Origin of the sequence: Moorena sp. SIO3H5, from assembly GCF_010692395.1 — a bacterium.
In the GTDB taxonomy this organism is placed as follows: domain Bacteria; phylum Cyanobacteriota; class Cyanobacteriia; order Cyanobacteriales; family Coleofasciculaceae; genus Moorena.
The window spans coordinates 1-15,106 of sequence record NZ_JAAHHS010000173.1 but is presented as its reverse complement, the minus strand read 5'-3'; the positions used below and the strand labels follow the sequence as shown (position 1 = coordinate 15,106).

The 15,106-nt window shown below is 42.0% G+C and carries 7 protein-coding genes; 2 read left to right on the top strand and 5 right to left on the bottom strand.

Annotation, left to right across the window (positions count from 1 at the left end; all coding sequences use genetic code 11):
- Both F6K52_RS18975 and F6K52_RS18970 read right to left on the bottom strand, forming a co-directional pair.
- On the bottom strand, positions 1-1,592 hold a 1,592-nt coding region (locus tag F6K52_RS18975), incomplete at its 3' end, for a tetratricopeptide repeat protein (RefSeq protein ID WP_293080887.1).
- A 188-nt stretch (positions 1,593-1,780) separates the two neighbouring features.
- Complete coding sequence (locus tag F6K52_RS18970) at positions 1,781-3,724, bottom strand: ShlB/FhaC/HecB family hemolysin secretion/activation protein (protein ID WP_293080884.1); 1,944 nt, start codon at positions 3,722-3,724, stop codon at positions 1,781-1,783.
- Between the two features lie 556 nt (positions 3,725-4,280).
- On the opposite strand from F6K52_RS18970, the gene F6K52_RS18965 reads away from it, so the two are divergent.
- Positions 4,281-4,487 carry a hypothetical protein gene (locus F6K52_RS18965; protein WP_293080881.1) on the top strand — a complete coding sequence of 69 codons (207 nt, stop codon included), beginning with the start codon at positions 4,281-4,283 and terminating at the stop codon, positions 4,485-4,487.
- Positions 4,477-4,749 (top strand): hypothetical protein, encoded by a 273-nt coding sequence (locus F6K52_RS18960; RefSeq protein WP_293080878.1) that lies wholly within the window; start codon positions 4,477-4,479, stop codon positions 4,747-4,749. The genes F6K52_RS18965 and F6K52_RS18960 overlap by 11 nt, the downstream gene beginning before the upstream one ends.
- Here F6K52_RS18960 and F6K52_RS18955 read toward each other — a convergent pair.
- The 3 genes from F6K52_RS18955 to F6K52_RS18945 all read right to left on the bottom strand — a co-directional run bounded on the left by F6K52_RS18955 (position 4,694) and on the right by F6K52_RS18945 (position 15,043).
- Complete coding sequence (locus tag F6K52_RS18955; protein WP_293080875.1) at positions 4,694-6,664, bottom strand: filamentous hemagglutinin N-terminal domain-containing protein; 1,971 nt, start codon at positions 6,662-6,664, stop codon at positions 4,694-4,696. The genes F6K52_RS18960 and F6K52_RS18955 overlap by 56 nt on opposite strands.
- A 334-nt stretch (positions 6,665-6,998) precedes the next feature.
- On the bottom strand, positions 6,999-10,751 hold the full coding sequence (locus F6K52_RS18950; RefSeq protein ID WP_293080873.1) for a filamentous hemagglutinin N-terminal domain-containing protein: 3,753 nt from the start codon (positions 10,749-10,751) through the stop codon (positions 6,999-7,001).
- Between the two features lie 557 nt (positions 10,752-11,308).
- Complete coding sequence (locus tag F6K52_RS18945; protein WP_293080870.1) at positions 11,309-15,043, bottom strand: S-layer family protein; 3,735 nt, start codon at positions 15,041-15,043, stop codon at positions 11,309-11,311.
- Between the last annotated feature and the right edge of the window lie 63 nt (positions 15,044-15,106).

The window sequence follows — 15,106 nt, the reverse complement described above, 5'->3', positions numbered from 1 at the left end:
AACTGGCTGACACTCTCTCGAAAGGTAAACCTTACCTGTTGGTTAACAGCTACTAGGTCACTACGTATAGACTTGAGAGTATTAACTGCTTCGGTGTAAGCTGCGATCGCATTTTCCTCTTTTCCAAGCCCTGCCGAAATACGTCCCAGTTGCCATTGCCAGCGATAGCTAATATCCGGAGCATTGATTTCCTGAGCTAACTTTAAGGCTTGTTGAGTCAGGTCTTGAGACTCTGACAATTGCTGATTATGCTCATACAGTTCACCTAGAGTACCAATAGCATAAGCTTCAGCTCGCTTATCTCCCAAGGTTTTAGCCTGTTGTGCCGCAGTAGCTAGGATTTTAGCAATTTCATAAGAAGGAGCAACCGCAATCTTAACCGAAGGCTGAAGTCTTTTGGCTAAAGTCTGAACATATCCTTCATCCTTGATACTTCTAACTTCATCCTTCATTAGGCTTTTAGCAAAATTAATCCTCAGATAGATACTGCGGCGGCTCAGAGGTAAGGATTCCAGTTGGGGCGGGATTTTAGGGATTAGTGATTGTGCTTGCTTTATCCTTTTAGTATCAATCAATAAGCTAAGTTGATTTAATTGGGCTTCAACCTTAGTGATTGGATCTAATGACTCATCGAATGCTTGTTGATAGTAGTCAAATGCTTGTTGATAGTAGTCAATAGCTTCGTCTAATTGTTGCTGAGTCTGCGCTGTATCACCTGAGCTAAGCTGAGCCCGCACTGTATCCCCTGAGCTAAGCTGATCCTGCCCTGTATACCCTGAGCTAAACTGAGCTCGGGCTGTATTCCCTAAACTAAATAGTGTAGCGCTAATCTCTTGAGACGATGATAAGCTTCGGGAAATCTGTAAGCTTTTTTCTAAGGTTTCCCGGGATTGGCTCAGCTGTCCTACTAATTGACGCATATTCCCAAGCGATCGCAACAATACCGCTTTATTCAAAGAGTCAGGTTGAGCAATTAACGATTCCTCGACCTGATTGAGTAGATTCAAAGCCCGCTTATACATCCCTAAGTCTTGTAGGGCTTGGGCTATATTAATCTGACTGCGAATCTGACCAGCTTCATCCCCTAATTCACCATAAGTTAGCGCAGCTTGCTCCCAACTTTCCATTGCTGCTTTTGATTCTGATGAACCAAGCTCAATACTCCCTTTTATCATTAGGGATTGCGCCAGCACTTGTAAGTATGCTGTAGACTTATCACTCGGTTTTATAGAGCGCAATATTTTTTCACTATTAGCGATCGCATTCTTAGCTTGAGTCCATAATCCCAGTTGCTGATAAGCCAACGAGAGATTACTCAACACCATCGCTTCTGAGAGCTGATCTCCCTGAGTTTGATTACCCTCAAGAGCTTGTTCTAAAACATTTACTGCTTCGGCAAATCTACCTGAATCGTAGAGACCTTGCCCCTGTGCAAGTAACGTGGAAAGTTTAAGGTTATCAGGTTGAACATTATCAGGTTGAACGTTATCAGGTTTAAGAGCAATATCCCCTTCAACCTTCGGTGGGACTTTCGCTAAAACTGGAGGCACTAAATTGCACAATAATGCTGTTAACAGAGCGATCAGAGGCAAACTTATCCACCTCCTTATCCTCAACCCTAAATATTTTCGATTTGCTCTAGCTAGACTCCCATAACATATCCTTTTTTTGACCATTGTCTTTTTTTCCAATTACTGCATCTCATAACTATGATGATAAGCGCTATATTTATAGCAGTTTTTAATTGTTAATTTTTAATTGTTAATTTTCATTTCATTGTTCAAAATGGTCTAAAAATCACCGAAAAGTAGAATCCATCTTCCTGTAACGTTCTATCTCTAGTTTCAACATCCACTAACTGCAAGCCCCAGCCGACATTAGCCTCTAGGAAATTTCCTTGCTGCCATCGCAAACCGAGACCAAGGGATGCGATCGTGTTATCATCAATATCATTTTCATCGTCTATATTCCAGCCAGTACCAAAATCAAGAAAAGGAGTCAACTGCACCAGAGTTCCGCTATCATTCTGAATAATTGGCAGACGCAGCTCCGCAGAAATAAATGCGCCATTGTCCGATAGAATCAAATCCTGGCGATAGCCCCGTACACTCTCTAAACCGCCAATCCCTATCTGTTCTAATGGTACCAAGCTTCGGTCTGCTAGTTGCACATCCCCTCGGATTAATAATATAGTGTTTGGTGCTAGTAGCCTTACCCACTGCCCTTGACCACGCCAAGCGAAGAAATTGCTATCGGGTCCACCCCTATTAAGAGTAGTATCTCCTGAACTAATCCCGATACTTAACTGGGAACGAGCTGCTAAAACTTGTTGTTCACTGCGCTTAGTCCACTCTTGGAATAACCGGATGGCATTAATCCGCGTACGCCCTTCATCATCAGCTCCTGCTGATAAAGGAAAGGGCGTATCTAATATAGATGTTTCACTTTCCTGGCGTGAGCCGGTGATACCAATAGCTACTTCTTCGGTAGGGGTTTGGAATACAGGCTGGCGCAGGGTTATTTCATAAAAGCGTGATTCTGAATCAATATCTATATCATCAAAAGGAGGCTCAATTACTTCACTAGATGTTGTCCCATAGGCTAAGCGCAAGGTACCATTGCGGGGATTAATCGGTAAGGTATAGCTAACATCAAAGGTATCACTACCATCAGTGTTGGTGTAGTTGAATTCTAAGGCATCTCCCAATCCCAGTAAATTGCCTTCTCGAATTTGGGGACGACGCCGAAAGCTTCCTACACTGGGAGAGCGTCCATTATCTAGTGTTATTTGGGTGCTGAAGGTCTTGGCTTCAGTTACTGTTACTTCTAGCAAACTCTCCCCAGGCTCCACCCCCGCCGACAGTTCAGCTGAGATGTTGGCAATTAGAGGGTCGAGTCGCAGCATTTGTAAGCCTTCTAGTAAGCGTCTTACATTCAGAGGCTTCTTGGTAGCGATCGCAAGACGGCTTTTGATGTAATTAGGATTAAGCCGACTCAGACCCTTGACAATAATATCTTCTAATTCCCCTTCGATAATCTCAATGCTAACTATTCCATCTTCAAGTTGCTGAGGTGGGATATAGGCTCCAGAGTTAACGTATCCTTCATCATCATATAACTTGGTAATCTCAGACCTGATTTTAAATAATGTTGGGAAGGAGATTGGTTGATTGAGGAAAGGTTCGGTAATTTCCGCTAATTTTTCCTGGCTGAATACCGTTGAGCCAATAATATTAAACCGTTTAATGAAAATTTGTTTTGGAATGTCCTCCAGAATTTCATCCGGTAGACCAGGGCTAGGAGCAGATGGGTCAAGCAGTTCGTCTACAGGAGGAAGTTTCTGGGGAGGTTGGGGTTCTGGTGCTCGTTCCAGAGAGGGGGGTCTATCCGGCAGCCGCTCCTCTGGTAGCTCTATACCCGGAGGTAGGTTTGGAGGTAGGGCTTGACTAATTTTTGGTGGAGCTGGAGGACTGAGGAGCTGGTTAATACCCATGGTGTTGAGATTTGTTACAGTGTCGCTCCCTAAAACCTGATTATCCCCTTTGTTCAAGTTCTCTGGAATTAGCACTGGCTCCTGTGGTAATGAATCCTTTACGAAGACTAGACTCTGGTCATTAACAGCAGCTTCAGCTTCTAAAGGTTTCAAGATTAGGCTACTGACAACTGCTAATGCACCTAAGGTTAACAAAGATGAACTCCTGACTACTGCAACAAATCTAAACATTACTTCCGAAATCGCAAATGTTTTTAGTAGGTAATAACTATGATTAGCTTTCCTGGTGATAGAGTGGCAAATAAAACCAACAGTAGTCAAGGGTAAGGGAATAAATTGACAACTAACGTAATAGATGTGTAGATCTATTAGTTTATATAGGGATAAGTTTTGCCTCCGCTACTCCGAGTGAAGCATTTTTGCTGTTTGAGTTTAACCTTTTACTATCGCGCTTTTCTATTAAAGAAAACACATATTTCCTAAACTGTGTTGATTTTTAACAAAAATTCATAAATTATCTAGCGCTACTTTTTGTGAATTAATGGGGTGTTTGGGTTTATTAAGTTATTAATAATTAATAGCGCTATACTTTAGCTGAGTTTATCTAGCGCTATTTTTTTACCCGATTGCCTCAAGACTTTGTTACAAAAATTTGCAAAATATGTTATAATATAAATTTTTTATGTTATAATAGAATTATAAGACGCGAAAGCGTTAAGAACCAGCCTGAAGTTTTGCGAAGGCCAAAGGCTGGTTCTAGACTCCCAGTTAAGGAGATACCTAAAGTATGACTTACAGCGAACGCCTATACCCGTGGGCGATAATCCGCCTATTGCCAAGGATGCAACGGGTAGTTGTTGGTCGGTACCGGAACCGGTCTGATGCTGAAGGGCATTTGCAGGTGCTTAAACGCCTGATGCCTGATGGGGAATTTGTGATTATTTTTAATTTGCCTGAACCTATGGATGAAGAACCTGAGGGGAGTGAGGAGTAGGGTTTGGCCTGAGCATGCTTTGTTGCTCAACAGGGCGCGATGCTTGGTACGAGCCGCCACGCGATTGGCCGTAGGCCACGCTAAAAGCGATCGCATAAGCGCGGAAGCTTTGCGTGACTCGCGTAGCGTTATCTTCGCTCACGCTACGCGATTGGCCGTAGGCCACGCTAAAAGCGATGCTCGCTACGAGCCGCTACGCGAACGCACTATTTCAGAAATTGCTGAAATTCTCGATAGTGACAGGATTCCGCCGTCAGGATAATTGTACCATCTTCCCCAACAGTCCAACCTTGAGCTTCCACTATTTTCTTGGGACGAGAAGCAGTAGGAGTCTCGACACTGCGCCGTTTTCCTTTCATCGGTAAGTAACTGACTTCAGAGGTAGGAGTAGAAGCAACTTTTTCGATCCTGTTTGGTTCAGTTAGGGCTACTTTTCCACTGCTGGGACAGTTAGCAACAATTAATTGTGAGGGGTTAACTAGTGATATTGGTAAGTTGCCAGGATCCTGAGTAGAATTAAGGGTGCCATTGATCTCCAACAACCCAGATAAAGACGAATTATCCGTAAAACTAATAGCATAAATATCATTAAATGGAGTCCGACCTTCCTGTAACCTGAAATTTCTCAATAAGCCTTGCAGGGTGATAGCGATATTTTCATCTTTGCCTGTTTCAGTATTGGCAAAGATATCGTTAATGTTTTCATTGTCGGAGGAGATATCCTGATCCATTTCAGCTTCGATATCAAGTCTGGTATTATCGGCGAGATTGACATTACCATTAGCATCCAATGATACATCCCCATCACGGCTATCTTGTCCCTGATTAGCTTGGTCTGTTTGAATAGTACCTTGGTTTTCCGATACTACAATGTTAGTCGTACGGATGGTAATGTTTCCGCCAACAGCATCTACGTTTGTTATTATACTTCCTCCTGGTTCACCTGTTCCGTCATCAGTTAAGGTCAAGCCTCCATCCTGACTTCCCTGAATAGGATCAATAATCACAAGTGAATCAGTTGTTATAGAAATCACACCTCCATTCTGATCACTTACATCATTGATAGTGGAGATTCCCTGACCTATTTGAGAATTGTTTAGTGTCAACGAGCCAGCATCGATAGTAATTTGACCTGCTTCTCCGCCTTCTTCCTCTGTGATCGTAAAGATTCCCTGACGGTCTTGCTCAGGAGTAGAATTAATCGATAATGAGTTATCAGCTGTTATTATTATATCACCACTTTTATTACCATTCTTATCAGTTATCGTAATAATCCCCTGATCGTTGTTGGAGGTTTCTACTTCTATTGAATTAGCGATAATCCTAATGTCACCACCATCAATATTGCCATCTTCTGGCACTAAAGTTTTTATAGCGCTATTCTTGATGACAACATTCCCTTTCTTAACGCCATTGGGAAACTCTAAACCCAGCTTGTCACCATCTCTAGTTAATGCTACTTCTCCCGGTGCGCCCAATCCCGCTAACAGAATATTGCCTCCTTGATTGGTGGATATATTACTATCTTCGATAATCTCAATATCACCACCGATTAACAATAGGTTATTAACTGCTAGATTCTCTAACTTGGCTTGACTAGTGTTAATATTACCGGGAATTTGATTAAAGAAGAACACATTAGGATTAACGGTCAGCAATGGCGACGGAGGTTCTGGATTAGAGGCACTAAACACTCCTTGATCCCCAAACCCAATCCCATCAGCAGTTGTTCCTACAAACGAACCAGATACATCCAGCTTGGCATTATTACCAAACAAAATACCGTTGGGATTAATCAAGAACAAATTCGCTCCACCATCCACACCCAAGGTGCCAAGAATATTAGAGGGATTAGCACCAGTTACCCGAGACAGAATATTTTGAATCCCAGCTGGATTAGCAAAATAAACTCTTTGCCCATCTGAGACATTAAATTCTAAAAAGCTATGGAACAAGTTGATATCTCGGATTGCTCCTCCTTTAATTAAATCAACAATTTCTCCATTTACCTGACCCGAGCTTTGGTCAAACAAAGACCTTTCCGCTGTCGGTAAAGTAGTATCAGGAGTAATCTGAGCATGAGCTTGGTTGATGGGAAATGCCCACGCTCCACTAATGGCTAAGCATAGCGCTAAACCAAACTGAGTGTTATAGCGTTTCAAGACATCTAATTCCATAGCAAGGATTTATCCTAAACCTGGGGAGGTTTGGACTAGTTATTCATTAATCTAGCAACAGCTAATCAGTAACTTAAAGCTGTTATTACTGCTGAAAATAATAGCGTAGCATTATACACCTATAGGTGCCAATTTTTATGTTAATTTTTATGTTAATTAGGTTGATCAGGCAGGACTTACGCACAGAATCCATGAGTAGGGTGGGCAAAACCTTGCCCACCCTACTTACTACTCTCCAAAATTGTTGAAATTTCCGATAGTGACTTAAACTAGCGCTATACTTATCTATCAGTATCCTAATTGCTGAAAATTGCTGCAATTTCCAACATCTAGCTCAACCCTTGCTACCACAAGACCTAGGATTATACCAATTACTCTTAGGGGTACCAGTATTCGGTTCAGCTGTCAAAGTAATTGTACCATCTTCGCCAACAGTCCAACCCTGAGCTTCCACTATTTTCTTCTTGGGACGAGCAGGAGTAGGAGAAGAGGCAACATGGCGTTTCCCTCTCATTGGTAAGTAACTAACTTCAGGAGTAGGAGTAGAGTTAGCTTCTTTGATGGTCTCTTCCTCAGTATCAAGGGTAATCCAATCTACCAGTACAGACCGTTGATTAATTGGGTCTAGGGGACTAGGAGGTAAGCCACCCCGTCCAGTAACAATGAATTCACCGAGTTCATCTACTGCTACTTTTCCACTCCTGGGACAGTTAGCAACAATTAATGATGAAGGGTCAACTAGTGATGTTGGTAGGTTTTCAGGATCCTGGGCTGAGTTGGTAACATCCCTGGTCACAGTCCCAGATTGACCACCACTAAAGCTAAGGGCTGCTATTTCACTACTATTATTATTGAAAACTAAGGATCGGTCTAGATTTCCAGATGAGTCAAAAAATGCACTGGAATCGTTGATTACGTTTATATTGAATAAGCCCTGGAGAGTGATGTCAATTTCTCCACCATCGCCTTTTTCTGAATTAGCAAATATATCGCTACCTTTGTCTTTATTATTTAGAGGTAGCGCTACTAATACTCCACCAGAAATGTTGATATTTCCACCATCGACTCCATCACCTGTAGCATCAGCCAAGATTAGGCTGTTGTTATCGAGTATGATCAGTCCTGGTACATTGATTTCGATAGTTGCTGCTTCTTCGTTGTTGGTTGATTTTCCAGTAGCAGCTACAATTTTGCCGTTGTCTAGGGTGAGAGAATCAGCCTCAATGGTCAGTTTGCCAGCTACTCCTCGCTCGCTCTGAGGCAAACCAGTTTCTGGAAAACCATCCTGATCTAATGGTACAGCGCTTACTGCTATTCGTGCTCCGTTCTCGACAGTTAGCTCGTCTGTTTCTATCGTCACATTTCTAGCAGTACCACCTTTAGTTGCTTGAGCGAATATTCCTGCGGGAGATTTAGACTTATCTGGTAGATTTCCAGTTAACAACACTGAATCTTTAGCGTTGACGTCCACATTTCCGGCTGTACCTGTTTCAGTAGAAGCAGAAATCTGACTGTTGTTTACGGTCAAGGTGTCTGAATCTAAAGTTATGTTTCCACCGTCGCTTGTTTCAGAAGTAGCAAGAATTTCAGCACCATCGGTTAGTTGCACGTCATTGGCATCAATTTCGATATCACCACCGTCAAAGTCACTTTCACTTTTAGCATTCAAAACTGCATCATCTGATAGACGCAAGCTTGGTGTTGTGATGTCAATACGCCCTCCTTTACCCTCAGCTCCTGCTCTAGTTTCAGTGACTATGCGACTTTGGTTTTTACCAGAAATTTCCACAAAATCGGTGGCATTGACTGTAATATTACCGGCTGGGAGTTTTCCCTGAGTAAAAGCTTCTAATTTCCCTGAATCTTTAAGGGATAGAGAGCGAGCTGTAATGGTAATGTTGCCAACGCCTCCTGGGGTGTTTTTCGCTCTTTCTGGGTTTCCCGCGTTACGCCCTATGGTAGTTCGGATGTCGCTGTTGTTAAGCTCAATCTTATCCTTAGCCGTTATCGAGATATTTCCAGGATTTCCCTTACTGTCCGTCCTAAGATCAGCAGTGATAGTACTTCTCTTGCTTAATAAAAGTGAACCAGTTTCAATGATTATGTCGTTAGCATCACCTGTAGATCCCTTTTGGGATTGTGCTTCAATTTGGGCTCGGTCTGTCATAATGAAGTCTCTTTCAACTATGATTGTGATCTTGCCCGCGTTTCCATCTCCTTTTGTATTAGCAGTTATACCATCAGAACCACCTCTCCCTGATGCTCCAATCATTGTCAGTGACCCGACATGAATGTCTATCGAACCGCCGTCACCTCCAGCTTCTGAGTCAGTTCTAGCCGTAATTTGGACTAAACCTCTTTCCGATTCAGGATTGCTGGGATCTTTGCGAGAATCAAGCAATAGGGAATCAGCTTCGATGAAAACGCCGTTGTTATTTCCTTCAGCGTCTTTTTTAGTGATATTTTCAATTTTGCTACCGTATTTAACCTCAACTGCTCCCCCAGCCAATATCGTAACTTTTCCCCCAGTTCCCTTACCGCTATTTTCGCTCTTAATTCTGCTGTTATCAGCGAGGGTAACATTGCCATTGACCTTTAATGAAATATTACCGACACTGCCCTTTGTTTTGGAATTACGTTGTTCTGTTTTAATAGTACCTTGCTTTTTCAGGAGTACATCACCAGTCACATCAATGGCAATGCTGCCACTATCACCATCTCCCCCTGTTATTGCGGAAATTCCTGGGTTTTGTCTCCTAGATTCGATTACCAGGGAGCCAGCAGTAATTTGAATACTTCCCCCTGGTCCACCTTTTAGTTCACCTTTGTTTGCATCAGTTGTTAAGGTAAAGATTCCATGCTGATTTCCGCTATTAGAAGCAATAATCGAAACTAAGTCATCAGCGGTGATGATAATATCACCCCCTTTCTGACCATTTCCCTTAGTTGTGGTGAAGATTCCCTGCTCTCTTCGAGCAGTATCTACTGTCAACGAGCCAGTATCGATAGTAATTTTTCCGCCTTCTCCACCTTCTTTATTGGTCATGGTAAAGATACCATTATCTCTGCTTCTAGTAGAAGTAGAGCGAACCAATACTGATTGATCAGCTGTTATTATAATATCACCACTTTTGCTGCCATTATTCTCAGTTTTAGTAAAAATTCCCCGGTCTCTATTATTTTCCGAGTTTTCTACTTCCAAAGAATCAGCAATAATCCTAATGTCACCACCATCAACATTTCCATCTTCTGGCACCAAAGTTTTTATAGCGCTATCCTTAATAACAACATTCCCTTTCTTGACGCCATCGGGAAAATCCAAACCCAGCTTGTCACCTTCTTGAGTTAATGCGACTTGTCCTGATGCGCCCAATCCTGCTAACAGAATATTCCCACCTTGATCGGTGCTAATCTTACTATCGTCCTTACTATTCTCTTTCTTACTAACTTCAATATCACCACCAAGCAACAAAAGGTTATCAACCGCTAGCTTTTCCAACTTTGCTTGACTGGTAATCTTACCCGGAATTTGATTAAAGAAGAATACATTAGGATTAACCGTCAGTAATGGCGATGGGGGCTCTGGATTAGAAGCACTAAACACTCCTCGATTGCCAAACCCAATTCCATCAGCAGTGGTGCCCACAAACGAACCCGATACATCCAGCTTGGCATTATTACCAAACAAAATTCCCTTGGGATTAATCAAGAACAAATTCGCGCCACCATTGACACCCAAGGTGCCAAGAATATTAGAGGGATTAGCACCAGTTACCCGAGAAAGAATATTTTCAATCCCAGCTGGATTAGCAAAATAAACTCTTTGCCCTTCTGAGACATTAAACTCTAGGAAACTGTGGAACAAATTGATATCCCGGATTGCTCCTCCTTTAATGAGATCAACAATTTTCCCATTTACCTGACCAGAGCCCAGGTCTAGCAAAGACCTTTCTCCCGGGAGCAACGTAGTATCAGGAGTAATCTGAGCATGAGCTTGGTTAGCTATAAATACCCACGCTCCACTAATAGCTAAACATAGCCCTAAACCTAACTGACTGTAATACCGTTTCAACACATCTAATGCCATGGAATTCGTTCTGCTCCTGATCTTGGAAAAGGGTAGTTGACTGCACTTAATGTTAATCAATTTATTGTTATCGATTAACCTAGTTTTAATTAACCTACTGCCAGCTAATCAGTTTGATTGATAATGGCTGAGATTATTTTTTGTAGAAAGAATAATCTCAACCATTATCAACTTAGAGGGGGAGCATGTCAAATTTGTAATTAGGTACATAGATCCCCCCTAACCCCCCTTAAAAAAGGGGGGAATTAGATTGAAAAGTCCCCCTTATTAAGGGGGATAATGGGGGATCTGAATCAGGGATTAACAAAACTGACATGCACCCCTTAGAGGTGGTAGCTATTGATATGCAGCTAGTTATGTAAAGTTTTGTTAATTAACATTAACTAAGGCTATAGGGCATGCTTTTCCAAAGCGCTTGATCACGAGCATAGGAGCATTTTTAAAATTGTTGAAATTTTCGATAGTGAATCAACCAGGCTAGAAGCTATTAAGCTAGCGTTATAGTTATCCATGACCACTATAACTGCTCAAAATTGCTGCAATTTCCAACATCTCGCTCAACCCTTGCTACCACAAGACCTAGGACTATACCAATTACTCTTAGGGGTACCAGTATTCGGTTCAGCGGTCAAGGTAATTGTACCATCTTCGCCCACTGTCCAACCCTGAGCTTCCACTATTTTCTTCTTGGGACGAGCAGGAGTAGGAGTAGAGGCAACACGGCGTTTCCCTCTCATGGGTAAGTAACTAACTTCAGGAGTAGGAGTAGAGTTAGCTTCTTTGATGGTCTCTTCTTCAGTATCAAGGGTAATCCAATCTACCAGTACAGACCGTTGATTAATTGGGTCTAGGGGACTTGGGGGTAAGCCACCTCGTCCAGTAACAATGAATTCACCCAGTTCATCTACCGCTACTTTTCCACTCCTGGGACAGTTAGCAACAATTAATGCTGAGGGGTCAACTATTGATGTTGGTAAGATCTCAGGATCCTGGGTAGGATTAACTGCAGAATTTATCTGCACAGACCCATCGAAAGACGAACCCCCTGTAAAACTAATAGCAGAGATATCATTAAATCGAGTTTGACCTTCCTGTAACCTGAAGTTTCCGAATAAGCCTTGGAGGGTGATTGTGATGTTTCCACCTTGGCCTTCTTCAGCATTAGCAAAGATATCGTTACCTGTTTCACCGTCCGAGGGGTATAGGATCAGTAATCCACCATCAATAGTGATATTCCCACCTGTGACTCCATCCCCTGTAGCATCAGCCAAGATTAGGCTATTGTTATCAAGTGTTGTCAATCCTGATACATTGATATCGATATTTGCTGCGTCTCCGCTGTTGGTTGGTTGATTGGTTGATTTTCCAGTAGCAGCTACAAGTTGGCCGTTGTCTAGGGTAAGAGAATCAGCTTCAATGATCAGTTTGCCAGCTAGTCCTCGATCACTCTCTTTCACTTTGCTCTCTGGAAAACCATCCTGATCTAATGGCACAGCGCTTACTGATATTCGTCCTCCATCTTCGACAGTTAGGTTTTTGGTTTCTATTGTCAAGTCTCCAGCATCGCTACCTCTGGTGGCTCCAACTGAAATCCTACTTTCAGGGATATCATCTTGGATAGCAAGGATATCATTGGAAGCTTTGAGTTTGATTTCGCGTTTTTCTCGTTTTGTTTTGTCTTTTATTTCTTTTATATCTTGTTTTTTATCTTCTATATCTTTTTCTAGTTCTTTTATATCTTTTTGAATATTTTTGAAATCTTTTTCTGAAAGTTTATCCTTGAGTTTATCCTTGGTTTTTTTTAGTTCATTCTGCTTATTAAGTAGTTTTTTATTTTCTTTTTTAAGTTTTTCTTCCAGGCTTTTATCTTTGCCATCGAGATCTTTCTTTTGTCGTTTCAGTCTATCTTTGATCTGAGCAACAGTAGATTTTGAGGATTTTGGATCACTACCACTAACAATAACTTGCTCTGAAGCGTTAATTGTAATCTTGCCAGCATTACCAGGCTCACCACCATTATTATTATCGCCATCTAAGGGTTTAGTCTCAATTTTTCCCTCTTCGGTGACACCTACCACTTCGATCAGACTACTATTGGTGGCAGTAGAAATAATTTCTCCCCCTTGGGTGACCTCTACTTCTTTAGCATTGATGGTGATTTCACCGCCTGTAAATTCACCAATGCTGCGAGCGCTGATGAATGCTCCATTTGATACGGTTAATTTACCATCCGTCGTGACCTCAATCGTTCCTCCCTTAGGCTTATTGTCTCCAATAGCCTGGGCACCTAGTTCACTTTCGGTTAATATGCCACTGGGGTTATTTACAGTCCGAATCCCAGAAATTTCCACCAAATCGGTGGCATTGACTTTAATATTACCTGCTGGAATGTTGCCCTTAGTGGAAGTTTCCAGTATCCCTCCATCTTTGAGGGATAGAGAGCGAGCTGTAATGGTAATGTTACCAAAGGTTCCTGAGTTTTCTTTGGCGCGCTCTGGGTTTCCAGTATTAAAATCTATGTCACTTCTGATGTCGCTTTTGTTAATTTCAATCTTATCCTTAGCGGTTATGGTGATATTGCCAGGATTTCCCTTAGTTTGATTTTTAGCATCAGTTCTGATAAAGCTTCTACCGCTCAAGGAAACTGAAGCAGCTTCAATGATTATATCCCCACCATTGCCTGTATCATCACTACCGGTGGCTGATGCTTCAATTTTGGCTCGATCTTTCATGATGAAGTCTCCCTCAACTATGATTGTGATCCTGCCTCCCTTGCCATCACCTGATGTATTAGCAGTTATACCACTAGAAGAACTATTTTTATCTTCTCCAGATCCAATCATGGTCAGTGACCCCACACGGATGTCTATCGGGTTACCGTCAGGGATAGGTGAGTCTTCAGTCTTAGCCTTAATTTCACCTTTCTGACCTCTTTCCGATTTAGGATCGTTGGGGTCTTTGCGAGCATCAATAACCAGGGAAGCAGCTTCGATTAAAATACCACCGCTCCTTGGTTCCGATGAGGCTTGTCTAATTTTACGATCTCTTTTTTTAGCAGTACTCTCGATTTTACTGTTGTATATAACCTTAACTGCTCCCCCAGCTAAGATGGTAATTTTTCCCCCGGATCCATCCCCTTCATTTTCGATCTGAAGTCGGCTTTCATCATAGAGAGTAACATCGCCATCAACATTTAAGGTCACATCCCCTGGGCCACCCTGTTTTTTTTCTTTACGTTGTTCGGTTTGAATGGTACCTTTATTTTTAAGTTCTACATTGCCACTCACATCAATGGTAATGCTGCCGCTATCACTATCTCCCCCTGTTCTTGCGGAAATCCCCGGCTCTTCTTTTTCAGAGTCCACCGTTAGCGAGCTAGCAGTAATTTGAATACTTCCTCCTGGTTGACCATCTGGGTCATCTTTTTGGTTATCTTTCTTGTAATCAGTTAAGGTAAAAATTCCATGCTGACTTCCTTTATTAGAATTAATAATGGAAACTGATTCATCAGCGGTGATGATAATATCACCCCCTTTTTGACTTGCCTTAGTTATGGTGAAGATTCCCTGCTCTTTTCGAGCGGTCTCTACTTCCAAAGAGCCAGCATCGATGGTAATTTTTCCGCCTTCTCCACCTTTTTTTTCGGTGATCGTAAAGATTCCGTGCTGCTCTTTTTCAACAGTAGACTTAATCGATACTAACTCATCAGCGGTGATACTAATATCACCACTTTTATGACCATCTGCCTTATTTATGGTGAAGATTCCCTGTTCTTTTTTTACCTGTTTTTTATTGTCGTTCTCTACTGTCACTGTCAGGGAGCCAGCGTCGATAGTAATTTTTCCGCCTTCTCCACCTTTTTTATCGGTTATCGTAAAAATTCCCTGACGCTCTTTCTTAGCACTAGACTTAATCAATACTGAGTCATCAGCACTGATACTAATATCACCGCTTTTCTTACCATTCCTCTCACTTTTGGTAAAAATTCCTCGGTCTTTCTCATTTTCAGAGGTTTCTACTTCCAGAGAATCAGCAATAATTTCAATGTCACCACCATCAACATCGCTATCTTTGGCTACGAAAGTTTCTATAGCGCTATTCTTAATTAAAACATCCGCTTTCTTGACGCCATCGGGAAAATCCAAACCTAGCTTGTCACCCTCTTGAGTCAAGGCGACTTCTCCTGGTGCGCCCAATCCCGCTAACAGAATATTCCCACCTTGATCGGTGCTAATCTTACTATCGTCCTTACTATTCTCTTTCTTACTAACCTCAATATCACCACCAAGCAACAACAGGTATCAACCGCTAGCTTTTCCAACTTAGCTTGACTGGTAATCTTACCCGGAATTTGA